Origin of the sequence: Paenibacillus sp. PSB04, from assembly GCF_025809195.1 — a bacterium.
GTDB lineage: Bacteria > Bacillota > Bacilli > Paenibacillales > Paenibacillaceae > Paenibacillus_AQ > Paenibacillus_AQ favisporus.
This window is the reverse complement of the sequence record NZ_CP081301.1, coordinates 6,796,503-6,818,705: the sequence shown is the minus strand read 5'-3', so window position 1 is coordinate 6,818,705 and position 22,203 is coordinate 6,796,503. Positions and strand designations below refer to the sequence as shown.

Sequence of the window (22,203 nt, the reverse complement as noted above, 5' to 3'; positions counted from 1 at the left end):
GCGTTTTTAATAACTCTTTTTAAGGAGATGATGACGATGAAAGCGCTGAAGCTGAGGCCTTTTGTTCCGTCCGGTGAGGATTATCCGCTTGCTGTGCAGTTCTATGAGGATTTGGGATTTAAAAAAATCTTCACCAGCGATGAGCTTACGATTTTCCGGATGGACGAAACGGAGTTCCATTTACAGAACTATCAGAACGCTGAATTGCAGATGAACTATATGCTGGAGCTATGCGTTCAGGACTTGGATGCGTGGTGGACCCACCTTCAACACTCCGGTGTCATCGGAAAATACGGCGTGAAAGCCAAGCCTCCTGAAATCCAGCCTTACGGCAGACGGGCCATCCACCTGCTGGATCCCGCCGGCGTTCTCTGGCATATTACAGAAGTCTGAACCCAGCCGATTGGACAGGTTAGACGCAGCTGATGGCTTTTGTATAGAGAGGAGGAAGATTACATATGGACGGTGATAAGAAGCAAATCTATCTGATCTCCGGTCCGCTCGGGGTCGGAAAATCGACAACGGCGAAAGAGCTCGCTCGGCTCGTGGAACGCTGTGTGCTGATCGTGGGCGACGATTTACTCCACATGCAGATGACGGAGCCTGCCCCGACATGGGAGGAGCGTCTGAGCTTGGCCTGGATGAATATCCTTTCGGTCACCAGAAACTTTATCCAAAGCGGTTTTCATGTCGTGATCGACTTTGTCGTCGAAGATGAATTCGAGTGGTTCTGCCGGCAGATCGCCGATTTAAACGTTCAGCTCAAATATGCGGTACTGCACGCAGACGAAGAAACGGTAAAGGAGCGTCTCCATAAGAGAGGGGATATACATTTACTGGACCGTTCGCTGTTTTTGCTAAATAAACTGAAGTCTGCAGCAGTCAATGCGGATTATCTTGTGGATACGAATCAAAAGGATCCGGCCGATACTGCCGCAGGAGTGATCCAACATGACAGGTTTCACGTTCATATTGGAATGTAACGGAAAGCATGGTTAAACAACGGCTGCCGCAGGGATAGACTGCGATTCTTCAAGTCTTCGCCGGCCGCCGTTTTGTTGTGCCCGAAAGTGTCTGAACAGTCAAATGCTGATGCATGAAAAAAAGGGTTGACAATAACTGTTAATCACCGCATAATGACATTGACTGACTGAGTCAATCTAAATTATGGAACTTCATATTTTTTTGGAATATTATCGACTGAACGAGTCAATCTAAACTAGGGAGGAATCAATTTATGGTTACCAAGGCGAACACAAGCAAGGCCATCGTCATCGGTGGAGGTATGGCTGGACTCATGACCGCACGCGTGCTCTCGGAACATTTCAAAGAGGTACTGATCGTCGAAAATGATGCCTATCCGACTGGGCCGGACGTCCGGCCGGGAACGCCTCAGGCATTCCATCCGCATCGCTTTACGGCGCGGGGGAAAGCGGTCATCGAACGCCTCTTTCCTGGATATGAGCAGGATATGATCGCGAACGGCTGCCCATCTTCACTGAACAAAAACGCGTATTTCATGAACCAGTACGGCACCCTGGAAATGAAGTACGACCGGGATGATCTTAAATTCAGCAGAGCGATTCTGGAGTGGGTCATCCGGCAGCGGACGGCAGCCATTTCCAACGTGAAATTTCTGACGAAACACCAGGTGACGGGGTTGTTAACGAGTCCTGACGGATCCGAGGTAATGGGGGTGCAAGCCAGAGACCGCGAGCAGTCCGGCCAGGAGAAAGCTCTGATGGCCGACCTGGTTATTGATACAAGCGGGCGATCTTCAAAGCTGTCGGGCTGGCTTACGGACCTGGGCTACGAGGTTCCCCAGCCGGATCTGTTGAAAGTTTCGCTCGGATACAGCACCCGCCGCTATAAAGTACCGCCGCACCTGACTCATTTGATCGATGAATGGGATGTCATCAACATTCAAGGGCAGCCGGCGAGCGGTACGTATACGAGTGTCTTCTCTTTTATCGAGAATGATACGGCTGAAGTGCTGCTCGCCCGTCCGGGCGGGAATTACCCTCCGACGGATGCCGCCGAATTCGAGAGCGCCTTGGAGCAGCTTCCGAGCCCGAAGATCGCAGAACTCGTCCGCGATTTCGAACCGATGGCGTCACCCAGACCTTTCCGCGTTCCGGAATTGTACTGCCATCGATACGAACAGATGCCGCAGTGGCCGCAAGGCTTGCTGGTCCTGGGAGATGCTTACTGCATCTATGACCCGATCTTCGGCCAGGGCATGACCGTGGCTGCCATCTCTGTCGAAATCCTGGAGGCTTGTTTGCGGGAACAGCGCCCCGAGAAGCGGTCGGATTGGGAGCATGGCGTACTCTGCCGCATCAAGGAGGCCATCGAGCCGGCGTTCTGGCTGAACTGTACGGCCGATCTCCGGTGGGAGGGAGTCGAATACCATGGGACGGATTCGAGCAAGAGGAACGCCTTCAGCCGGGAATATATGGAGCTGTTCCTGAGATATGCGGTCAGCAAACCCGATTGGAAGTTCTATGGACTCTATTGGGCGGTCAATACGTTAGCGGTTTCCCCCCGAAACATTTTCAACCCTGAAACAGCAGTCCAAGTGTTAACCGATTCGGAAGAAGGTAGGGAACTGCTCTCCCGTCTTACAGCGGACAACAGCCAGCCGGTTGAAACGATTCTTGAAGAAATGCTCCCGCAGTTCCCGGAATCGGCGTTCGAGCTGGTCAGACCATAGCGATAGCCAAGATGGATTTGATATACTGGTAGAAAAAACGGTAGCTTCCGGTAAAGGGGTACTTGACATTGGCACCATTAAACGAAGAGCAATTGCACCAAATTCGCGATGAACGAAAAGAACAAATCAAGGCGGCAGCGCTGCAGGTGTTTGCCCGCAAAGGCATCCTCAGCGCAAAGATGAGTATGATCGCGGAGACGGCAGGCATCAGCAACGGGCTGCTGTACCATTATTTTAAATCCAAAGACGAATTGTTCACGTCACTCGTTCAGGAGGCGATGGCCGAATCGGAAGCGGCGCTGCGCAGTGTCTATGACATGCCGGGAACGCCGCTCGAGAGAATTAGGGCGTTAACGGCGGAAATCCTCAATGAAGACGGCACTCCATACTTCATGCTGATTCACCAGGCAGCCACGTCCGACGGGGTGCCTGAACAAGTCAAGCAGCTCCAACAGCAATATTCTATGGATACGTATGTGGATATGCTGCTTCCGTTATTCGAAGAGGGCCAGCAGGCAGGGGAATTGGCGGAAGGAGATCCGCGTGAGCTCATCGTTTGTTATTTATCCGTCCTCTCCGGTGTGATGGTCATCAATTCGAATGGAAGCAAGGTGTATCAAATTCCGAAGGCCGACATGCTGATGCGGCTCGTTGCCCGGAAATAAACGCAGTCTGTACATCGTGAAAAAACTCTTTCCTACCCGTCTATCAAGGCGGGTGGAAAGAGTTTTATGATGTGTTCTCCTTATTCAAGAACAGCAATCCGTTTCCAGCCTCTAACGCTGCCTGCTTATCCGGCTCCATACTGGGCGAGATACTGCGGATACGAGCGGAGATGGACCGCTTTGGCCTTGCGCTGGGCCTCTTCCCGATGTTCCGGGACCTCCTCCGACTCGACGTAATCGGCCAGTACGTCAATGACGTCGTCCAGCAGTTTTGCCCGAAAATACAGCTCAAGCCGCTGGGCAACCGTATCTCCTGCCGTGGCCAACACCTTTTCCCTCCAAACCGGCCATGATGGGCCATGCCTTAGCGGCCATAACATAACCGAATAGTCCATCGCCGCATCTCCCTGGGCGGAAAGATCGTCCCAGTCGATGATCCGAAAGCTGTCCTTGCCGCAAGTCAGCACGTTGTTTCCGTTCAGATCGTTATGAACCACATCGCGCGCAGGGAGTCCAAATGCCGGGGTCTGCCGGACGGTTTCCCTCAGCCTTTCGATCTCTTCTCCAAACCACAAAATGGTCTCATCCGATACGAAGTCCCGCAGCAGCTCCCGGGATCCGCGGATTCCTTCCAAGTCTTCCGTAAACCTGGATATGTACTCGTCTTCAAATGCATCCGCATAAGTGCGGACTTCCGCTTCAGGCAGCATTCCGCGGAGAATGCCGTCGCGATGCAGCCTGGAGGCGGTCTCGATGACGCCCGTCAGAATAGCCTCCGAATTCGGCGCTTCCGCCAGCGGGACCGCATCCTCGATATATTCGAACACAAGGCCGTACGGATACCCTTCTATGATCTCGCTTTCAATTCTGTGGACCAGCTTGGGGGCGGCGTAGTGTTCGGCAAGATAATCGCTGACGCCCGCCCACTGCTGCAGCCGCTCGCTCCGATCAGGCGGAGCCAGCTTAACATGAAACCGCGTGCGGCCGTCCGACAAGCGGAGGGACAAATTGCCGAAGCCTCCCGGATTATAGATGTATGAAGCCTGGATATGATGGGGATCTAGGCCGATCGCATCGGCGTTCGCCGATGCCCATTTTTCGATGAGTCGTTCTGATAGCCTTACATCCATTGCAGCTTCCTGCCTCCTTACCTTTTTTTAGGATATACCGGATATTTTATCATGGAACGGATGTAATTACCCGGCCGTCATGCAGCAGGAAAAAACCATTCGTTCACGAATGGTTTTTTTAAAAGATGTCAGAAAGGACATCCCAAGCATCCTGGATAATGGCCAACAATGGAGGTTTAGCGCAAAATGTACACCGTTCTGATCGCCGAAAATGAACCGTGGGTATTAAAAGGAATCGTCCAGATGGTGAAGACGGCCGGGGAGGAATTCGAGGTCGTCGGAGAATGCAGCAACGGGGAAGAAGCGTGGAGCATGATTCAAGAAGTATGGCCCATGCTCGTGATCACCGATATTATGATGCCTGAACTGGACGGGTTATCTCTGATCAAAAGAATAGCTGAGCATCGCATTCCACTCGTATCGGTCATTATTAGCGGATACGACAATTTTCAATATGCCCAGAAGGCGATGACGTATGGCGTATCGGACTATTTGCTGAAGCCGGTAGAATTTGAAACGCTGACCGAGGCATTAAACCGATCGAAGGAGAAGCTGGAGTCGCTAAAGGACCTGAACGATTACATCGTCAAGTTTCAGTCTTTACTGGATAACAGCCAGGGCTTGGCGGTCGATGCGGTGATGCAAAAGCAGCGCCAATTCATCGAGTCCATCTTAAGGCTGCATCTGCTGAACAGAAATGCCCGGGTCGGGCTGCTGAATATGATGGAGCACAAGCTGAAGAACCTGATGAATGAATTCGGCCTGGACTTTACGGACGTGCCGAAATATCAGTCAGGCGATGATGCGTCCACCCTGAAATATTACATGACACTGCTGGAAAAGTGGTACCTTGGATACCCGGGAACACCGAAAACGAGCATACCCGCGGCCATTGCCGAGTCGTGCCGGTATATCGACGCCAATTATAAAACGAACTTATCGCTCACGGACATGGCGAACCTGACGAATTTCAGCGTCTCCCATTTCAGCGCACTGTTCAAAAAGCATACGGGCAGCTCGCTTGTCAGCTACGTCAACCGTTTGCGCGTTGATGAGGCCAAAAAGCTGCTCCGAACGACTTCATACGCCGTATCCGAAATTGCGGAAATCGTCGGCTACTCGTCTACGCCCTATTTTACGCGGGTATTCAAGGCACTTGCCGGGGTGGCGCCCCTCGAATACAGAAAGAGGATGGGATCATGAAATGGGGCCATTGGCATTACCGATTTTCGTTCAAGACGAAGATCCTCGGGCTGGTGCTGTCGGTGAGTTTTGTGTCCATTGCACTGATGGCGGGCTTCACATCCTACTACTACACGGAATCAGCCAAGGATGATTTCTACACGATTGCCCAGGACTCAACCGCAAGAATTAATCATCAGCTGGACCGGTATTTTACGCAAATGGCCCAATCGACCTACGCTTCGATTGCTGGTCCATTGCCCTCGAATTCGCTGCTTGGCGACAATCCGGAGAGCGGTCTCCTTCAGAAATGGCTCATCAGCGGCGAGAATTTCAACCGGGAACAGGAAGCGCTGGTCGAAGGCATCATGTCGAAATATATCGCGATCAACTACTCCAACGTCCTGGGCATCGTTCTCCGTTCGCTGGACGGCCGGCTGATTTATTCGAAAGATCACTCCCTGAGCCATCCGATGATTGAATCCTCGCCTTGGATGGTGGGCCCCTTGTCCGATCAATTAAAAATCGTTCCCTCCTATTACCGCCATGAAGATGCGGTTGTGCCCGCATACCCTTATATTACGCTCATCGTCCCTGTATTTGATCCGAATTCGCTTAAGCTCATCGGCAATCTGAATATTGCTTTATCGATTACGGAAGTCCAGGATATTCTTGGACAGACGAGGCTTGGGAAAACAGGGTATTTTTTTATCGTCGATTCGAGCGGCGAAATCGTGTATCACCCGGACGTGAGTTTGGCGGGCCGGCACGTGGAGGACACAGCTCTGGGCGTCCTTCCTCTTGGTAAGCAGGATGCCGTCATCGAACGAAACGGGGAAAAAATTCTGATGTCCGGCAATCGCTCGGAAGTGACCGGCTGGAATATGGTCGCCTCCGTGCCTATGCACGAGATGGCCAGCGGCCTGGACTTCGCCCGCAAAGCTACGTTGTGGGTGATGACGGGCATCATTGTGTTATCGCTGTTCTTTATCCCCAGGATGGTCGGCCAAGTGGTCCAGCCCATTCTTCACCTGAGGAATCTGATGAAGCGCGTGGAAACCGGCGATACCAAAGTCAGTGCGATCGTGGTTCCCGGCAGGGACGAAATACAGCAGCTGAACGGGAGCTTTAATCAGATGACGTCCAGGCTGAATGAGCTCATCCATACCGTCCATCGTCTGGAGATCAATGAGATGAAGCTGCAGCTGCGGCAAAGGGATGCGCATATTCAGGCGCTTCAGAACCAGATCAATCCCCATTTGCTGTACAATACGCTGGAAATTATCAAGAGCATCGCTTTTATCGAGAAGGTGCCGACCATTGAAAAAATGGCGACCCGCCTGGCGGGCGTTTACCGGTATACCTCGAAAATGCCCGGATCGGAAGTGCTGCTGCGGGATGAACTGCAGAATCTGCTCAATTATCTGGATATCATTCATATTCGCTTTGATCATTTTCACAGCAGCATATCGGTGCCTGAGTCCTGCATGGACTGCCGCATGATCAAGCTGTCGCTGCAGCCGATCGTGGAGAACAGCGTGAAGTACGCGGTGGAACCCAAAAACGGCCATGCCCAAATTACGGTGGAAGCCTATGAGAGAGCGGGCGACCTCGTCATTGACGTCACCGATAACGGAAATGGATTCCCTGAGGAAGACCTGGAGCGGATCATGCATCGAATGAAGCTGGTAGAGCAGCAGTCAGAGCCGTTCGCTCAGGAGGAATCGGTTGGAATCATTAACGTTCATGCCCGAATGGTGCTGAAATACGGTTCAGCTTACGGCGTCCGCGTACAGTCAATACCGGGTAAAGGAAGCGTCGTCACGCTGAAATTCCCAAAAAAGATAAATCCATGATCGGAAATTTGGATAAAAAGATCATCATTTTGTGAAAAAGTGACCCCTGTCAGCAAGATATATTGAAATGGAAGAGGACAAAATCCAATGGGTAATGGAGGTCACCTGAAGTGAAACGAATGCTCTCAATCATCCTGGTTATGAGTCTCGTATTTTTAGCGGCCGTTGGATGTTCATCCGCGGGATCGGAGGATACGGGTACCGCATCTGGAACGAACGGAGATAAGGACAAGCCCAAGAAAATCAAAATTGACATGATGATTGCGTCATGGAAAGGAGGGGGCTGGCCGGACAACAATCATCCGATCATCAAGTACATCGATGACAAATTCAATGTGGACCTTCAAATTCAATGGGTGCCGAATGCGAATTTTTACGAAAAGCTGAACGTGATTGCGGCATCCGGCAAACTGCCCGACGTGATGCGGATCGATAGTCCAAGCCAGTATTTGAAATGGGTGGAGGAGGGCGTTTTTCAGGACTTAAAGCCTCAGTTAGCCCAATATCCTCATTTGCAAAGCATCGCAAAACCGGAAGAATGGGCGCTGCTGAACCCGAAGGACCAAATCTTCGGCATTCCGATCTATGCCACAGCCCAGAATACCATTTACGTCCGCAAGGACTGGCTGGATAAGCTGGGAATTCCCGTACCAACTCCTGATACATTCACCATCGACCAATTTTATGATATGGCCAAAGCTTTCACGACTCAGGATCCGGACGGCAACGGGAAGAACGATACGTTTGGATTCTCGGCGCTGGGCAATGCAAGCCTGCTGGGCATGCCGGAGCTGTTCGCGCCATTTGGGCTCGCGAATGGCTGGAAGGAGGAGAACGGTAAGCTGATTCCGATGCAGGTCCAATCGGACGAATGGAAGGCGTTCCTGACCTTTATGAGCCGTGCATATAAAGAAGGCGTGCTCGACAAAGACTTTGTTACGAACACGAATTTTAACGAGAAATACGCGCAGGGCAAAGTGGGCTTTGCCGACATGCATTACCAGTTCAGCCAGCAAACCAATCAGCAGCTGCAGACGATTGCTCCTGGAGCCAAATTTGTGGAGCTGGCGCCGCCGATGGGCAAGGACGGGATGCGGGGAACACCGACGCCAACGAGCGGAACGATCAAAGTCGTCCTGAGCAAGGACGTGGATGCCGAGAAGCGGGATCGCATCCTGCAGTTGTTTGATTGGTGGGTATCGCCGGAAGGGGAAGACATCTTGAAGAACGGGATTGAAAATATCCATTACAAGAAAAACAGCAGCGGAGCCTATGAAATGACCGATGAGTTGAAGGCCGAAGGCGAGGGGCGGCAAAGTCTCTTGTGGAACTGGGTATTGCGGAACAATTCCAATACATTCAACACCTACAAGTGGAGCGATCCCACATGGGCTAAAGAGATGGAGCAATCCATTGATAACGCTGGCAAGTATCCATATAAGAACGCGTCCGACGCCTATCTGTTCTCGTCCAATACGTACTTGGAGAAAGGAACGGCACTCGACGAAAGCTTCCACAAAACCGTCATTGAAATTATCGCAGGCAAAAAGCCGGTGGAGAGCATCGATGAAGCGATCAAAGAATGGAAGAGCAGCGGCGGAGACCAGATTATCGAGGAAGTGAATGCCGCATACACGGCGAATCCATAACGTTCGCCTGAAGGTCCCGGGCGGCTGCGGCCGCCTGGGGCCTTTTATTTCCAGGCTGGCTATACAGCGAGTTGGAGGTTGAAGACATGAAAGCGTACTGGAAGAGGGCATTTCCCATTTATCTCATGATCCTGCCGGGTCTGCTCTATTTTATCATTTTTAAATATATCCCGATGTTCGGGATCTCGATCGCCTTTATGAAGTATAGTCCCTTCAAGGGAATAATGGGGAGCGAATGGGTAGGTCTTCATTATTTCCGCAGATTATTTGCTGAAGGCGACTTCCTGCTGCTTCTCAAAAACACGCTGCTGCTCAATTTGCTGGATGTGCTGTTCTTTTTCCCAGCCCCGATCCTCGTCGCTCTGCTGTTGAATGAATTGAGAGCCAGACGAATGAAGGCGGCGGTCCAAACCATTCTGTATGCACCCAACTTTATATCGTGGGTCGTGATCGTCGGTATTACGATCGTGCTCTTCGCCACCGGCTCCGGAGGCATCAATCAGCTATTGGAGGACTGGGGGCTGGGCCCAATTGAACTGATGACGGATCCCCGCTACTTCCGGTGGGTGTGGCTGTTACAGAACATTTGGCAGGGGGCCGGGTGGGGAGCGATTATTTTCCTGGCCGCCCTGTCGGGCATCGAACCTACGCTGTACGAAGCGGCTAAGATGGACGGCGCGAACCGATGGCGCCAGGTGTGGCATATTACGCTGCCCGGCTTGCGGGGCGTCATTGTCGTCATGTTTATTTTACGGTTCGGGCACATGATGGACCTCGGCTTCGAGCATATTTTCCTGCTGCAGAACCCGATGAACCAAGAGGTGTCCGAGGTGTTTGAGACTTTTATATACAAAAAGGGTCTGATCGAAGGCGATTACAGCTACTCGACGGCCGTCGGTTTATTTAAATCCGTGGTCGGTTTGGTGCTGGTATGGGGTGTGAACCGGCTCGCCAAGAGATTCGGCCAGGAGGGGGTATTTTAAATGCGGCAGGCAAAAGGGCCCGATCTGTTCTTCACGTGTCTTGTTTATTTCATCCTTTTCCTGGCGGCCGCGATCGCGATTTTTCCATTGTTCTACGTGCTTGCGGTTTCGTTCTCGACGGAGTACGAGTATTTAACGCGGGGATTCTTCGTCATTCCGAAGCAGTTTACCTTGGACGGTTATTTGTATTTGCTGGCCCATCCGGGCTTTACCCTAGCATTCCGCAATGCAGTGATCATCAGCTTGGGAGGGACGGCGCTGAATATCGTGCTGACCTCCCTTATGGCCTACGGGCTGTCCAAGCGATGGTTAAAGCTGCGCAGTACAATGAATTTTATTGTATTTTTCACGATGCTGTTCTCAGGAGGCATGATTCCAACCTATTTGGTCGTTCGATCGCTCCATCTATTGGACAGTTTCTGGGCGATCTGGCTTAGCTCGGCGATTGCCGCGTTCAACGTCATTGTGATGAGAAGCTTTTTTCAGTCCATGCCGCTTGAGTTGGAGGAGTCGGCCCGGATCGACGGGAGCGGAGAGTGGCGCCTGTTTCTATCAATCATCGTGCCGTTGTCTATGCCGGTCATTGCGACCTTTACGTTGTTTTATCTGGTGAGCAACTGGAATACGTATTTTTCCGCTATTATATATTTAAACGATGCGAAGCTTATGCCGCTGCAGGTCTTTCTGAGGCTAATGCTCGTTGAGGATGACCCTTCCATCTCCAACGCGTCCACTGTATTGTATAAATATACGCCTGCAGCCAAAATGGCAGCCATCATGTTAACGGCGCTGCCGCTGCTGATCATATTCCCCTTTTTGCAAAAATACTTTAACAAAGGGGTTATGCTCGGTTCGATTAAAGGATGAGGACAGCAACAAAAATTCGGATCATGGGGTGAAAACAGGTGAATCAGCAACCGAAGTATGTAGCCCATCGGGGGCTTAGTATGCAGGCGCCTGAGAATACCGTCGCGGCTTTTGAACTGGCGGGACGATCGGGATTCTGGGGCATCGAATGCGATACGTACTGCACGACGGACGGCCGCTGGATTGTTCATCATGACCGTACCGTAGACCGGATGACGAACGGATCGGGGAGGACGAAGGATTTCTCGTTTGCCGAGATCCGAGGGCTGAGCATCACCTCCGGAAACGGGATCAGCGATTATTCCGGCCTGCAAATCCCGGCACTGGAGGAAGTATTGTCCGTATGCGTCAAATACGGCATGCACGCATTCGTCGAGATCGAGGAATACCACCAGGATCGCGATCTGGAAAGGCTCGTTGAGCTGGTCCGCGGCTCCGGCATGATGGGACAAATGAGCTTCATCTGCTTCAATGCCAACGATCTGTTGAAGGTGCGTGCCATCGATCCGGCGGTGCCGCTCGGCTTTCTATCGGCGAAGCCGCCAAGCGAAGCAGACCTTGAGCTCATCGGCCGGCTGCAGCCTGCTTTTCTGGATTACGACTATCGTTCGGCGACGCCGGATGACGTGCGAAACTGCAGCAAGGCCGGAGTTGACGTGTCGATCTGGACCGTAAACGAGCGGGAGATTTCGCGGCCGTTTGAGGAGGCGGGTGCGGCCTATATAACGACGGATACGATTTTGTGGGATTGAAAGAGGAGTCTTGGTTTCCGTAGCGTTTTGTCCACGGGTATTACTGCTATGACTAATGGTGACATTTGGAGATAGTTGTTATAGCTGATGAGTGTTTAGTATAAGAAAAGGGAAGCGCTAATTCTTGCGCTTCCCTTTTCTGGATCGTATTTTTCCGAACTCTAATATGAGATTGAAGAGAACCTTATTTCTCCTCCAAAGAATAGGAGGTTACAGCGCCGTTTTTCAGCGTTACGTAGATAAACAATTTTGGTGGTGCGATGTCGTAGATCCAGGTTACGGTATGATTCCCCGAATTAAGGATCCGGTCCGGCTTGTCCCAGGATAATTCGAGCATCTTGCCGGTCATCCCTACACGAACCTGGCTATTTTCGATGAGCTTCCAAGATGAACTTGGAAAGTTAAAGGTTTTATAAGGGTTAACGGTCGAAATTACCTTTTGGAAATCCTCGGTGTGAAGGCTCTTGATTTTATATGTTTTGTTTTGATAAGTAAAGTATACGTCAACCCAGCCGGTAATTAGTTCATCGCTTTCTACCTTGATGATCTTAACTTGCGACAAATTGTGAACCGATTTAGTTGGCGTTCCGTCAAGTTCCGTTAGTTTCATCTGCACCCGGTAGCTGTGAATCCAAACAGTCTTGCCTATATATTTTTTATAGGTTTCATAGGCGTTATTAATAAAAATGATAACTTTCTTGGCTGATGTGGTGAGCATAACGTAGCTGATCGGCTTTGTTTTTTCATTTATAGGCCTGGTGTAATCTACTGTTGTCTTTGCATTCAGCGTGTCCGTTATCATCCGGAGGGGAAGCATCAACTTGCCCTCGATGAGCTGAGGAGGGACAGTATACAGCTTTTTTGCTCCATTAATCGACACGGACTTAACATTCAGCTTAGCGGTGACCTTGATATCCCCGATGGTATAGCCGATGTTTCCCTGTTTGGGATCAAACTGCAGTTGCAGGCCCAATTCTTTAAATAGCTGGCCAATGGGAAGCATGGTTTGACCTGATAGGATAACTCCTTTATCTTTCAATTCGATGGTAGGCAGCTCTGATTCTGTCTCTCCACTGGCCTCCGCCTTTTGTCCATTCGTGATTACCGAAATCCCCAGCACACAAGCCAGCAATATCATGACAATTTTCTTCAAAATTCTTCCTCCATTTGAATCTTTTCCTTGAATATACCTGAATTGCAGTGATTTGTCTCATTTTTTTGCTAGAGTCAAAGGAATCCACAGATATCATGTGGAAACTACTAGGCAGATGAATAACCGAAAGAGAGGAATATCGTGATGATGCCGGTTCAGGACCTACTGAATCCAAAAGCTTACCCGATGCAAAGTTTACATCTTTGCTCCATGCAGAGTCTATATGACAAACAGCGGCGGTTGTTTTGCATGGAGCCTTATCTATTAACCGCATCATTTTCAATTCATTAGCAGGATGTTTGTCATGCAGGCTTTGCTACCTTACCATCTGCAACTCACTTAGATGAAAGGGCGAAGCCAATGAAATATGTATCTGCGAGCGACATTTTACCTGAACAGCTGCTTCAGGAAATTCAAAAATACGTCCAAGGCAGGACGATCTATATACCTTCTCGCGAGGATGGCCGCAAAAAATGGGGCCAGCTTTCGGGACAGCGGGACTATCTGCGGAAACGCAATCTAGAGATCAGGCAATCGTTCCGTAAAGGAATTGATGTGGAGGAGCTCTCCCAGTCCTATTGCCTCGCGGTAGAAACGATCCGAAAGATCGTATACCAGAAAAAATAATGCCAGGGGCTTGCGTGTGATCAAACCAGCGCGAGCCCTTTTTGTATCCTAAATGGTTATGTGTATTCTCTGCCTATTGTTTCAAAGCGCCAGCCGATATACTTTACGGTAATAGATAAAAGGCTCTTTGAGGAGGATCCAACATGGCGAAAATAACGGTTGAATTAAGCGGGCGTGATACACAATCAATCATCTATAACCTTTACCCCCTGTACCTTCACGATTTAGCAGGGATCCGTAACGTGCTTCCCAATCGGTATGGCGTCTTTGAAGACAGCGATGCTATTCAAACGCTTCAGCAGCAAATGCCCGAGTTTGATATTTGGTGGGAAAAAGAGGAGTGCCTTTTTCCTTTCTTGATTCGGGTCGACGAAGTGCCCGCAGGATTCGCATTGATTGCCACACCTCCTTATGTGGAGGATGACAGCAACCTTTTGGTGAACGAATATTTTATACTGCAGCCTTTCCGGGGTCAGGGCGTTGCCGAGGAGGCCATAACCCAAATCTTCAACCGGTTCCAGGGAAAATGGCTGATCTACACGACCCCGACAGAGAGGAATTCAAGGACCATTCATTTTTGGAGAAAAACCCTCGCGCGTTATACGAACAACAGGTTCACGGAAGAGGACAAGGAACTGCGGGCTGAGATCGGTGCGGCAAAGGTGTTCAATTTTACAAATAAGTAGCCGGGCGGCTGATCGATAAGATCGGCTGTTTTTTTGTTTAATTCATGGCTGTTGCGATCCACCGATAGGTCCGATTCTACGAGACGAGATATCATTTTTGCCGCACTTGTATACATATGCACCTATCCAAACGTTGTACTGCTTGGAGGGAGGTTGAAAGTGGATAACGAGCAGATGCTGCGGCTGATGCAGGATAAAATGAAACAGATTCAGCGGTACCTGATTCGCCTGGGGGCAAGCAGGGCTGACGCCGAGGATATCGTCCAGGACGCGGTATATAAAGGTCTCCTGTATATTGATTCCATCGGGCCTGATAAGTTTTCGGCGTGGCTGTACCGGGTCGCACTCAATCGATATTACGACATGCTCCGAAAACGCAAACGAATCGAGATTTCGATGGAAGAGGCGAATGTGGAAGGCAGTGAAATTCCAGAGGAAATCCTGCTGCGAAAGGAACGGAGAGAAGAGATCGAAAAGGTGATGGAAGAGCTGGCTCCGATCTATAAACAGCTGCTTATTTTAAAATACGAACTGGGTTTTAGCTATAAAGAAATCTCTGAACTCATAGCCATTCGTGAGGAGAAGGTGAAGACGTACCTATATCGGGCACGCAAACTATTTCAGAAAAAATATGGAGGACTGTACGATGAACGATAACGAATCCAGCTTTGATGATGGGGCGAAGCTGTCGGCTCTCGTCAGGAAGGCACGCCGCAGAACGATTGCAAGGAACGTAAGTATCTCGTTAGCTGTAACTCTGCTTATCCTTGCGGGAGGGTGGTTTGCGAATTTACAGCTTCAGTACAGAAGCGAAAAACATGCAATGCGTGACATTGAGATGCTTAAAGCGATCAGTGGTCCGAATCAGTATATATTAGGTTTCCAGATTAACTACGGCTTTCTTCATGGTACGCTTGAATATCGGACATATAAGGTTGTAGAGGGAGTCCCGGTCATCTGGGGGGAGGAAAACTACGATTTTAGCTCATGGGGAAGTTTTTCCCGCTTTTTCGGCGACTATTCTGACCTGTCGCTTATGGACCCAGAAATGAAGGCCAAAGGATTTCATTATTCACGCCCCTATAACCGTTATAACGGCGAGAGAGAGATGCTGTTCTATCTTCCAAGTGTGAAATATGCGAACTATCTTAACGAGCTTCCGCAGCTGAAGGACATGGATGGACGGAAGCGGGTTGAAATGGGCATTTCTTTTGATAAAAATTATTCGGTAGAGCAGATCAAGGCGATGCTTCCGCCAGGTGTCCATCCCGTGTGGTATTGGGTAGATACTTACTCGGATATGAAGCCCTATACGGCCGCTAAAATGCCTGATGGATCCGTTGTTGATCCGTTTCCTGACTGGGCGAGCAGCGTATACGGTTTTGGCGTTCATCCGGATCGTAATGATATTTCTGAAAAGGATTTTCTTAGCGCACTGGAATATGGAGTGCATCACAATCGAAAATATAAGCAGGAATTTAAGCGGATTTATGATTATTTACGCAAGGATAAGGAACAACCGGAAACAAGCGACGTGCGCCTGTTTGGCGTTGTCGTAACCGGAACGGCTGAGAGCCTGAAAGCATTGCAGGGCCAACCCTATGTAAAAGCAGCCGTCATGGGTGCAACCGTCGACAGATGAGTGAAGTGTCCCGACTTCATCAGGAAAAGAAGGTATCCGGTCAGTGCGAACGGCTGCCTTCTTTTTAACTCATGGGATCAAAAATAGCATTTAGTAATCCTATCTATTTTTTGCCGAATATATTCTACCGCTTCTACAGGCCCCTCGATCTTTGCTTCTCCCCCTAAGGGCCAAATCAAATCCGTGAAAAATTCGATTTTCTGAACGGGGATCCGCATGCGTAAAGTACCTCTTCCATCTTCATGAATTTCTATGTGAGAACTGAACCAGACGTTGGTTTCAAGCGAACGTACGCCTTCCTCTGTTAGATCGACGATCAAATCGCACTGCTGCTCAAAGCGGGTCAAATCCGGTGTGATCCAATCGAATACGGATCGTCCGCCCAGATCCTTCCGGCCAGGAAAGCCGCCATTCAGACTCGCAAAGCTGATTCGGTCTGCGCGGAAAAGCCGGTAGGTCTGGCGGAGGAAGCAATAGGCCGGACAATACCAGTATCCCTCGCTCGCATAGAGACCGATGGGCTGAATATCTCTTTGCGTGACGCCATCGCCGGATTTATACGCAATGGTCACGACGCTGTCGTTCATGATCGCTTGCAGCAGAGTCTGGAGGCAGTCGGCGGACATCGTCCGATTAGGATTCCAAATGACGACCCGATTTCGCAGCCGGTCGATCTGCGCCTTCGCATCGGCAGGCAAGTAGTGATAAAACTTGTGAATCGCCGAAGCCGCACTCTCGTCAAAGGGAACGGAACCAAAGTACTGCAGGGATTGGCAGGCAAAAAATACGGCGACCGCTTCGTTCTCTGAAAAGGCAATCGGCGGAAGCATCCTTTCTTGAAGCAGTCGGTAACCGCCGCCGCGCCCTTGCACGGAATAAATCGGAAACCCTACTTCGCTCAGTTCCTGTAAATCCCGGGTAATCGTCCGTGGAGACAAGCCGAACTCGTCGGCAAGCTCTCTGACCGTAAACGACCTTTTGGCGTTAATCACCATCATTAATTGAATCAGGCGCTGTGATTTGATCATTACACGCTCATCCCTCGCCACATATTTTTCATCCATATTATCACATAAAATAAGCCAAGTTCTGACTTATTTAGGTGTTATATTCATGCTCGTAATGATCCTCTGCCCCGAAGAAAGGATGAGAGACATGAATCCGGAAGTATCCCGCATCAAGGATTTGCTGTTTGAAGAGATGGAGCTGGCGCTCACGACAACCGCCTCGCTGCTCTCCATGATTGAGGAGGAGCACTGGGAGTATCGTCCTCGCGAGAACATGCGGAGCTTAATCGAGCTTGCCCGCCATCTTGTTCAGGTCCCCGAGCAAGAACTGGCTATTTTGCAGGAACAACCCATGGAGCAGGTTAGAAGTCTGGTCATGTCCGTTATGCATGTAAAAGACGCAGCTGCCCTGTCAGAGGTTATGCATCGCGGAGTCTCAGCGTTAAAAGACTACATGAACAACTTGGATGAGGCAGACCTGCTGCACAAATCGACCGCACCTTTTTTTGCCAAGCACCAGCCTTCTGTTCAGATCAAATGGTTGATCGAGATTACGACGCATATTTATCATCACCGCGGCCAAATGTTTACCTATATGAAGCAGCTTGGCCTACCGGTTTCGATGTATGATCTGTACGGACCTGCGTCAAAGTCGTGGACGTTATGAAGTGTGCCCCACCAAAACTATAAAGCAAATCAAAGCAGCGGATCCCAACGATCGGCTGCTTTTTTTCGCTAACCGCGCGGATAACCTCATTTATAACGCAATTTATGGTACAATTTGGGATTATGAGAACATCTTTGGGGAGGTAACATGCGCTTAAAAGCATGCATATTGATCATCTTTTTCGTCTTAACGGGATGTTTTGCAGAGAGTAAGGAAACGACGTCACCTGATAGGGAATCTAGCCCTGCCAAAATAGAGCTGGTGCCCGTTGATTTGTTTAAGGGGGAGGCAGCCAAGTTTCAGCCGTTCCTCGGGGCGATGTCCGGTGCATTTAAGCTGAAATATGAAGGAAGCCAGCCGATCGCTAATTTGGACATAGACATTTGGAAGGAAGGACGGAGAGTAGATTCCGCAGGCTCGATCGGGGATGTGTTCTACAGTTCTGATGAGCAGAAGAATAACGAAATAGAAGTGATCGTATCCATTGACACGGTAACCATGGGGGAGAAGGACGAGTCTGCAATCATAAAGGTCAGCACGATTGGCCGCTCAGGATCTAGCCTACTCACATTTCAGATTCCTTGGGACAAAAAGCTGACGGCCCGAGGATTGATCCAGGATGCAGAGCCGCGTTCGTTTACGGCCGAGCAGGCCGTGCATGTGTTTGGCATGCAAGCCACAAGCTCCAATACCATGCGTACATCGGATCTTTCAACGGAATCGTTAAGCCAAACGAAGTGGGCACTCGTATTCACCTTACAGTTTGAGGATTAATAACCTTTAAGGCAAAGTTCTAGCGTGTTTCCTAATATCTTATGAACCTTTGTATTCACAAGGAGAAATCATGGACCCCCAAATAAAATTAATGTTCAAGGACGAGCATGCTACGGAAGGAGCTGCGCTGTTTGGCGTTAGCTCAAAGGAGCTGACTTTCATCGGCGGCTTTCAGAACTTTATTTATTCCTACATGGATGGCGATTCAAAATATATCCTCCGTTTCACCCCGAGCACGCTTCGCACATGGAATTGACTTGCGGCTGAGATCGAATGGATTCGTTATCTTTCGGCGAAAGGACTTTCTGTTTCAGAACCGGTATCTTCAGTTGAAGGGAAAGACATCGAACAAGTGCAAGGGAATGCCATTGATTTCTACGTGACGTCATTCAGGCACGCGAGTGGTCGTAAAATCGGGTACCCGGAGTGTTTAGGAAACGCCTTGCTTTATGAACAATGCGGACGCATCACCGGACATCTTCATGAACTGTCGAAGCGTTATAACCCAACGCTCAGAAGACATACTTGGAAGTCTAATGAATACCTCTCGCAAGCCAAAAATGTGCTGCCCTCAGAGCATCAACCGATTCTTCAGGCCCTGGATGAGCTTAAAGCACAGCTGGCTGTCCTGCCATCTGCAGAGGATCAATTTGGTTTGATTCACGGGGATATGAATGTCGGGAATTTTATGGTGGATGAAGCTGGAGGAATCACACTTTTCGACTTCGACGAATGCCAGTACAGCTGGTATGTCGAAGACATCGCCGTTCAGCTATATTACTTGCTGTATGTTTATGGGGAAGATTCGAAATCCGAACGGAAGGCGCAGTATGAACTTTTTATCAAACATTTCGTGCGTGGCTATACCGCGGATGGGCGTACTATGCCTGATGGCTGGAAAGACCTTCTGCCGCTCTTCCTTAGACTGCGTGAAATCATTGTATTCGTCGGTATGCACCGGAGCTGGGATTTACGTGAACCGGACGATTGGACCCGCGACTTTTTGCAGGGCAGTCAGATGCGAATAACGAAAGGAATGTCATTGATCGACGAGTTCTTTTAAATGATCAAAAATCATTTATGTTTGTGCATCGAAAGTTAGCACTCAGGCTGCCGCTTCATAACGGCAGCCTGTTCAGCGTTATAAAGATATGCATGATTCCATGATGAGGACGTTGTCGGATGCATCGGTGCTACCGAAGTCGCAGCCCGCCGTCCACCTCCAGCACGGTTCCGGTCACAAACGTGTTATCGATTAAGTAACGGACCGCTTTGGCAATATCCTCCGGCTGGCCTATTCTGTTAACCGGGGCCTGCTCTTTGTAAAATTCATACGCGGCGTTTTTTTGATCTTTCGGCAGCCAATTCCACCAAGGCGTATCCACGACACCAGGAGATATAGCGTTAACGCGTACAGGTGCCAGCTCTTGTGCCAATATGGGAACCATAGACTCCAGGGCGGCGTTAATCGCAGCGAGTCCAGCATTGCCTGGCGCATGGGAACGGGCCGAAATCGCAGTGAGGAAGGTGATCGAGCCGCTGCCGCTCAACGTATTCAGGCTGAGCTGGGCAGACGTCACTTGCGGCCAAAACTTGGCATCGAAGCCGCTGCGCAATTCATCGAGCGAGAGTTCACGGAAGTTTCCGCCACCTTTAGCCCCCGAGACCGCAATGACCAGGTGATCAAAGCTTCCTTGACGTTCATAAAAAGATTTCAGATCTTCGTAAGAAGCTGCATTAAGCTGCTCTCCTTTAGCGCCAGACCCCAGAAGTTGAAGAGCGGTCTCCAACTTGGCCTGATCCCGCCCCGTGACGATGACGTCAGCACCCAATTCGACCAACAACCGGGCTGATGCCAGCCCCATTCCCGATGTTCCACCCATAATAATGACACGTTGACCTTTTAAAGATTGTTCCATTGGATCGACTCCTCACTGTGCTTGATTGAAGTTCTGGTTTGAATTATAATATATTACGTAACGTTCTGTAAATAAATTATTTTAAGGGAGCTATCATGGATACTGAGCAAGACAAAACAACAGCTGTAGGTCGGCCAAGAAGCCAAAAAGCGTATGAAGCCGTGATGAAGGCGACTCTTGACCTTCTCAAATCGGGCAGGTACCCGAGCTTAACGATGGAAAAAATCGCAAAAGAGGCTGGTGTAGGAAAGCCTACGTTATACCGTTGGTGGCCTGGCGTTCCTTTTATCGTAATGGAGGCGCTGAAACTGCACGCGGACACGGAGATCGGCCTGCCGGATTCAGGCCATCTCAAGAGCGATGTGCTTGAATATTTAAAGCGGACCTTCCGTTCCCTGATGGAAGGAAAGGATGAAATCGTATGCAGTTTGATGGCGGAAGCCCAATTTAACCCTGAATTTGCCGCAGCCTTTCGTGACAACTTTATCTTTTCGCGCAGAGCAGCCTTGATTCGGTTGTTGGAGCGGGGACAGCAGCGTGGCGAATTGCCCAGGGATACAGACTTGGAGCTTATCGCGGACTTGTGTTATGGACCGATGTGGTATCGGCTTCTGAACCGGCATTCGACCCTGGAGGATCCTTTTGTGGATAACCTCGTATCGTACTTATTCGATTCCCCGCGTCCGAAGAACTAAAAATAAAATTTGCCGGCTGATTTTAAAAATCGGTCGGCTTTTTTTGCATGGCGTTAATTACTTGCAGCGTCCCGTGTCTTGGTAAAAGGTCATCCAGCTTTAGCACCCGATCAGGATCAATGGGTAGACAGATACAGCAAAATCATTTATGTTATTGCTTATTAAAAGTATTTTAATAAGTCCGGAAGGGGAGGGTGGCGGCAATGAATCCCGTGACGCACAATACGATGCGAGTCAAAAAGATGAATCAGGAGCTCGTGCGGCAAGCGCTCAAATCGATGAAGCAGGGTACCAAGTCGATGGTGGCACAAATGACCGGATTAAGCGTGGCGACCTGCGGCAGCATTCTGAACGAAATGCTGGAGACCGGTGAACTGCTCGAGCTGGATCGAGAGGAATCGAGCGGCGGCCGTCCGGCCAGACTGTATCAATATAATGTGAACTATGCTTATATCGCCTGCGTGATCATCCGGGCCGGCGTGAAGGTGCACTCCCTCACGTACAGGGTTGCTAATCTGGCCGGTGAAGCGGTAGAGGAGGGGCAGCAGGAAGCGGGCCGGATCGATGTAGCAGCGATTGAGAAACTGATCGACGGGCTCATCTCCCAATACCCGCAAATCCGGGCGGTTGGGATCGGTGTCCCGGGTGCGGTTTATCAGGGCGTGATCAATGTCAGCGATATACCTGAACTGATTCATGCCCCGCTGGAGGCGATCATTCGCGACAAGCACGGGATCGAGGTCATTCTGGAGAACGACATGAACTCGACCGTGTACGGCTTTTACCGGAAGCAGGAATATGACAGCGAGAAGTCGATTGCGGTTGCGACGTTTCTCGAAGGGAGCTTGCCGGGTGCCGGGCTAATCGTCGATGGGCATATTCATCGGGGGAATACCCGCTTTGCCGGTGAGATCGCCTTCTTACCGTATGGTATTTCGCAGGCGGAGCAGCTGCGGCAGCTGCACGACCGGGAGACCTTTCATTCCCTGGCTGCGCATGCGGTGTCCAGCCTGATTGCAGTCATGAACCCGGAGACGATCGCTCTGACGGGAAGTCTGGTACAGGCAGATGATATCCATCTGATCCGCCAGGAATGCCTGAAGTATATCCCGGAGATGCATATGCCGCAGCTGGCGCTGCTGGAGCATCCGGATGAGGACTACATGTACGGGCTGACGACCATGACGTTGGAAAGCCTGGCTTATTCCCTGCAGTTGGTAGAGAAGCGGAGGTGAG

At 50.1% G+C, this 22,203-nt stretch carries 24 protein-coding genes; 20 read left to right on the top strand and 4 right to left on the bottom strand.

Features of this window, described 5'->3' with window-relative positions:
• Window positions 1-36: 36 nt before the first annotated feature.
• From K2F33_RS31295 to K2F33_RS31280, 4 genes are all read left to right on the top strand, one after another.
• Window positions 37-393, top strand: coding sequence for a VOC family protein (locus K2F33_RS31295; RefSeq protein ID WP_089546185.1), 357 nt, complete (start codon window positions 37-39; stop codon window positions 391-393).
• A 65-nt stretch (window positions 394-458) separates the two neighbouring features.
• A complete protein-coding gene (locus K2F33_RS31290) occupies window positions 459-983 on the top strand; it encodes a P-loop nucleotide/nucleoside kinase family protein (RefSeq protein ID WP_089546186.1) in 525 nt (174 codons plus the stop codon).
• Window positions 984-1,237: 254 nt separating this feature from the next.
• Window positions 1,238-2,713, top strand: coding sequence for an FAD-dependent oxidoreductase (locus K2F33_RS31285; RefSeq protein ID WP_089546188.1), 1,476 nt, complete (start codon window positions 1,238-1,240; stop codon window positions 2,711-2,713).
• A gap of 68 nt (window positions 2,714-2,781) precedes the next feature.
• Window positions 2,782-3,378 (top strand): TetR/AcrR family transcriptional regulator, encoded by a 597-nt coding sequence (locus K2F33_RS31280; RefSeq protein WP_089546190.1) that lies wholly within the window; start codon window positions 2,782-2,784, stop codon window positions 3,376-3,378.
• 125 nt (window positions 3,379-3,503) lie between these two features.
• On the opposite strand, the gene K2F33_RS31275 is transcribed toward K2F33_RS31280, so the two are convergent.
• Window positions 3,504-4,508, bottom strand: a complete 1,005-nt coding sequence (locus K2F33_RS31275) for an aminoglycoside phosphotransferase family protein (RefSeq protein WP_089546191.1) — start codon at window positions 4,506-4,508, stop codon at window positions 3,504-3,506.
• A gap of 186 nt (window positions 4,509-4,694) precedes the next feature.
• On the opposite strand from K2F33_RS31275, the gene K2F33_RS31270 reads away from it, so the two are divergent.
• From K2F33_RS31270 to K2F33_RS31245, 6 genes are all read left to right on the top strand, one after another.
• Complete coding sequence (locus K2F33_RS31270) at window positions 4,695-5,711, top strand: response regulator transcription factor (RefSeq protein WP_089546193.1); 1,017 nt, start codon at window positions 4,695-4,697, stop codon at window positions 5,709-5,711.
• Window positions 5,708-7,546, top strand: coding sequence for a cache domain-containing sensor histidine kinase (locus tag K2F33_RS31265; RefSeq protein WP_089546195.1), 1,839 nt, complete (start codon window positions 5,708-5,710; stop codon window positions 7,544-7,546). The genes K2F33_RS31270 and K2F33_RS31265 overlap by 4 nt, the downstream gene beginning before the upstream one ends.
• Before the next feature lie 119 nt (window positions 7,547-7,665).
• On the top strand, window positions 7,666-9,195 hold the full coding sequence (locus tag K2F33_RS31260; protein WP_256993117.1) for an extracellular solute-binding protein: 1,530 nt from the start codon (window positions 7,666-7,668) through the stop codon (window positions 9,193-9,195).
• Between the two features lie 86 nt (window positions 9,196-9,281).
• On the top strand, window positions 9,282-10,178 hold the full coding sequence (locus tag K2F33_RS31255) for an ABC transporter permease (RefSeq protein ID WP_089546198.1): 897 nt from the start codon (window positions 9,282-9,284) through the stop codon (window positions 10,176-10,178).
• Complete coding sequence (locus tag K2F33_RS31250; protein WP_263880499.1) at window positions 10,179-11,045, top strand: carbohydrate ABC transporter permease; 867 nt, start codon at window positions 10,179-10,181, stop codon at window positions 11,043-11,045. It begins immediately after the preceding gene.
• 38 nt (window positions 11,046-11,083) lie between these two features.
• A complete protein-coding gene (locus K2F33_RS31245) occupies window positions 11,084-11,797 on the top strand; it encodes a glycerophosphodiester phosphodiesterase family protein (RefSeq protein WP_144025371.1) in 714 nt (237 codons plus the stop codon).
• A gap of 184 nt (window positions 11,798-11,981) precedes the next feature.
• Here the strand turns inward: K2F33_RS31245 and K2F33_RS31240 are convergent, their stop codons facing one another.
• Window positions 11,982-12,950, bottom strand: a complete 969-nt coding sequence (locus tag K2F33_RS31240) for a stalk domain-containing protein (protein ID WP_076169171.1) — start codon at window positions 12,948-12,950, stop codon at window positions 11,982-11,984.
• A gap of 360 nt (window positions 12,951-13,310) precedes the next feature.
• Between K2F33_RS31240 and K2F33_RS31235 the strand changes: the two genes are divergently transcribed.
• The 4 genes from K2F33_RS31235 to K2F33_RS31220 all read left to right on the top strand — a co-directional run bounded on the left by K2F33_RS31235 (window position 13,311) and on the right by K2F33_RS31220 (window position 15,905).
• Window positions 13,311-13,577, top strand: coding sequence for a CD3324 family protein (locus K2F33_RS31235; protein WP_263880498.1), 267 nt, complete (start codon window positions 13,311-13,313; stop codon window positions 13,575-13,577).
• Between the two features lie 143 nt (window positions 13,578-13,720).
• On the top strand, window positions 13,721-14,263 hold the full coding sequence (locus K2F33_RS31230) for a GNAT family N-acetyltransferase (protein ID WP_263880497.1): 543 nt from the start codon (window positions 13,721-13,723) through the stop codon (window positions 14,261-14,263).
• Window positions 14,264-14,422: 159 nt separating this feature from the next.
• Window positions 14,423-14,920, top strand: a complete 498-nt coding sequence (locus tag K2F33_RS31225; RefSeq protein ID WP_263880496.1) for an RNA polymerase sigma factor — start codon at window positions 14,423-14,425, stop codon at window positions 14,918-14,920.
• Complete coding sequence (locus K2F33_RS31220; RefSeq protein ID WP_263880495.1) at window positions 14,910-15,905, top strand: anti-sigma factor; 996 nt, start codon at window positions 14,910-14,912, stop codon at window positions 15,903-15,905. The genes K2F33_RS31225 and K2F33_RS31220 overlap by 11 nt, the downstream gene beginning before the upstream one ends.
• Window positions 15,906-15,982: 77 nt before the next feature.
• On the opposite strand, the gene K2F33_RS31215 is transcribed toward K2F33_RS31220, so the two are convergent.
• Window positions 15,983-16,933 carry a helix-turn-helix transcriptional regulator gene (locus K2F33_RS31215; protein ID WP_263880494.1) on the bottom strand — a complete coding sequence of 317 codons (951 nt, stop codon included), beginning with the start codon at window positions 16,931-16,933 and terminating at the stop codon, window positions 15,983-15,985.
• A gap of 127 nt (window positions 16,934-17,060) precedes the next feature.
• Here K2F33_RS31215 and K2F33_RS31210 point away from each other — a divergent pair, with 127 nt between their 5' ends.
• The 4 genes from K2F33_RS31210 to K2F33_RS31195 all read left to right on the top strand — a co-directional run bounded on the left by K2F33_RS31210 (window position 17,061) and on the right by K2F33_RS31195 (window position 19,416).
• A complete protein-coding gene (locus K2F33_RS31210) occupies window positions 17,061-17,579 on the top strand; it encodes a DinB family protein (protein WP_263880493.1) in 519 nt (172 codons plus the stop codon).
• Between the two features lie 147 nt (window positions 17,580-17,726).
• Window positions 17,727-18,353 carry a hypothetical protein gene (locus K2F33_RS31205; protein WP_263880492.1) on the top strand — a complete coding sequence of 209 codons (627 nt, stop codon included), beginning with the start codon at window positions 17,727-17,729 and terminating at the stop codon, window positions 18,351-18,353.
• A 70-nt stretch (window positions 18,354-18,423) separates the two neighbouring features.
• The gene (locus K2F33_RS31200; RefSeq protein ID WP_263880491.1) at window positions 18,424-18,609 is read left to right on the top strand and encodes a hypothetical protein; all 186 of its coding nucleotides are present in this window, start codon (window positions 18,424-18,426) and stop codon (window positions 18,607-18,609) included.
• 12 nt (window positions 18,610-18,621) lie between these two features.
• Entirely contained in the window at window positions 18,622-19,416 is a 795-nt protein-coding gene (locus K2F33_RS31195; RefSeq protein WP_263882489.1) for a phosphotransferase enzyme family protein, read from the top strand.
• A 130-nt stretch (window positions 19,417-19,546) separates the two neighbouring features.
• Here the strand turns inward: K2F33_RS31195 and K2F33_RS31190 are convergent, their stop codons facing one another.
• Window positions 19,547-20,272, bottom strand: coding sequence for an SDR family oxidoreductase (locus tag K2F33_RS31190; RefSeq protein ID WP_212982978.1), 726 nt, complete (start codon window positions 20,270-20,272; stop codon window positions 19,547-19,549).
• A gap of 95 nt (window positions 20,273-20,367) precedes the next feature.
• On the opposite strand from K2F33_RS31190, the gene K2F33_RS31185 reads away from it, so the two are divergent.
• Together K2F33_RS31185 and K2F33_RS31180 are read left to right on the top strand one after the other, a co-directional pair.
• Complete coding sequence (locus K2F33_RS31185; protein WP_263880490.1) at window positions 20,368-20,967, top strand: TetR/AcrR family transcriptional regulator; 600 nt, start codon at window positions 20,368-20,370, stop codon at window positions 20,965-20,967.
• A gap of 203 nt (window positions 20,968-21,170) precedes the next feature.
• The gene (locus K2F33_RS31180; RefSeq protein ID WP_076169160.1) at window positions 21,171-22,202 is read left to right on the top strand and encodes an ROK family protein; all 1,032 of its coding nucleotides are present in this window, start codon (window positions 21,171-21,173) and stop codon (window positions 22,200-22,202) included.
• The last annotated feature ends 1 nt before the right edge of the window (window position 22,203 follow it).

Coding starts and splice junctions, on each gene's coding strand:
- K2F33_RS31215 (WP_263880494.1), bottom strand. CDS start 16,933: ATGATCAAATCACAGCGCCTGATTCAATTAATGATGGTGATTAACGCC.
- K2F33_RS31180 (WP_076169160.1), top strand. CDS start 21,171: ATGAATCCCGTGACGCACAATACGATGCGAGTCAAAAAGATGAATCAG.
- K2F33_RS31235 (WP_263880498.1), top strand. CDS start 13,311: ATGAAATATGTATCTGCGAGCGACATTTTACCTGAACAGCTGCTTCAG.
- K2F33_RS31260 (WP_256993117.1), top strand. CDS start 7,666: ATGCTCTCAATCATCCTGGTTATGAGTCTCGTATTTTTAGCGGCCGTT.
- K2F33_RS31275 (WP_089546191.1), bottom strand. CDS start 4,508: ATGGATGTAAGGCTATCAGAACGACTCATCGAAAAATGGGCATCGGCG.
- K2F33_RS31250 (WP_263880499.1), top strand. CDS start 10,179: ATGCGGCAGGCAAAAGGGCCCGATCTGTTCTTCACGTGTCTTGTTTAT.
- K2F33_RS31230 (WP_263880497.1), top strand. CDS start 13,721: ATGGCGAAAATAACGGTTGAATTAAGCGGGCGTGATACACAATCAATC.
- K2F33_RS31270 (WP_089546193.1), top strand. CDS start 4,695: ATGTACACCGTTCTGATCGCCGAAAATGAACCGTGGGTATTAAAAGGA.
- K2F33_RS31190 (WP_212982978.1), bottom strand. CDS start 20,272: ATGGAACAATCTTTAAAAGGTCAACGTGTCATTATTATGGGTGGAACA.
- K2F33_RS31285 (WP_089546188.1), top strand. CDS start 1,238: ATGGTTACCAAGGCGAACACAAGCAAGGCCATCGTCATCGGTGGAGGT.
- K2F33_RS31220 (WP_263880495.1), top strand. CDS start 14,910: ATGAACGATAACGAATCCAGCTTTGATGATGGGGCGAAGCTGTCGGCT.
- K2F33_RS31205 (WP_263880492.1), top strand. CDS start 17,727: ATGCGCTTAAAAGCATGCATATTGATCATCTTTTTCGTCTTAACGGGA.
- K2F33_RS31210 (WP_263880493.1), top strand. CDS start 17,061: ATGAATCCGGAAGTATCCCGCATCAAGGATTTGCTGTTTGAAGAGATG.
- K2F33_RS31295 (WP_089546185.1), top strand. CDS start 37: ATGAAAGCGCTGAAGCTGAGGCCTTTTGTTCCGTCCGGTGAGGATTAT.
- K2F33_RS31255 (WP_089546198.1), top strand. CDS start 9,282: ATGAAAGCGTACTGGAAGAGGGCATTTCCCATTTATCTCATGATCCTG.
- K2F33_RS31185 (WP_263880490.1), top strand. CDS start 20,368: ATGGATACTGAGCAAGACAAAACAACAGCTGTAGGTCGGCCAAGAAGC.
- K2F33_RS31290 (WP_089546186.1), top strand. CDS start 459: ATGGACGGTGATAAGAAGCAAATCTATCTGATCTCCGGTCCGCTCGGG.
- K2F33_RS31265 (WP_089546195.1), top strand. CDS start 5,708: ATGAAATGGGGCCATTGGCATTACCGATTTTCGTTCAAGACGAAGATC.
- K2F33_RS31200 (WP_263880491.1), top strand. CDS start 18,424: ATGGACCCCCAAATAAAATTAATGTTCAAGGACGAGCATGCTACGGAA.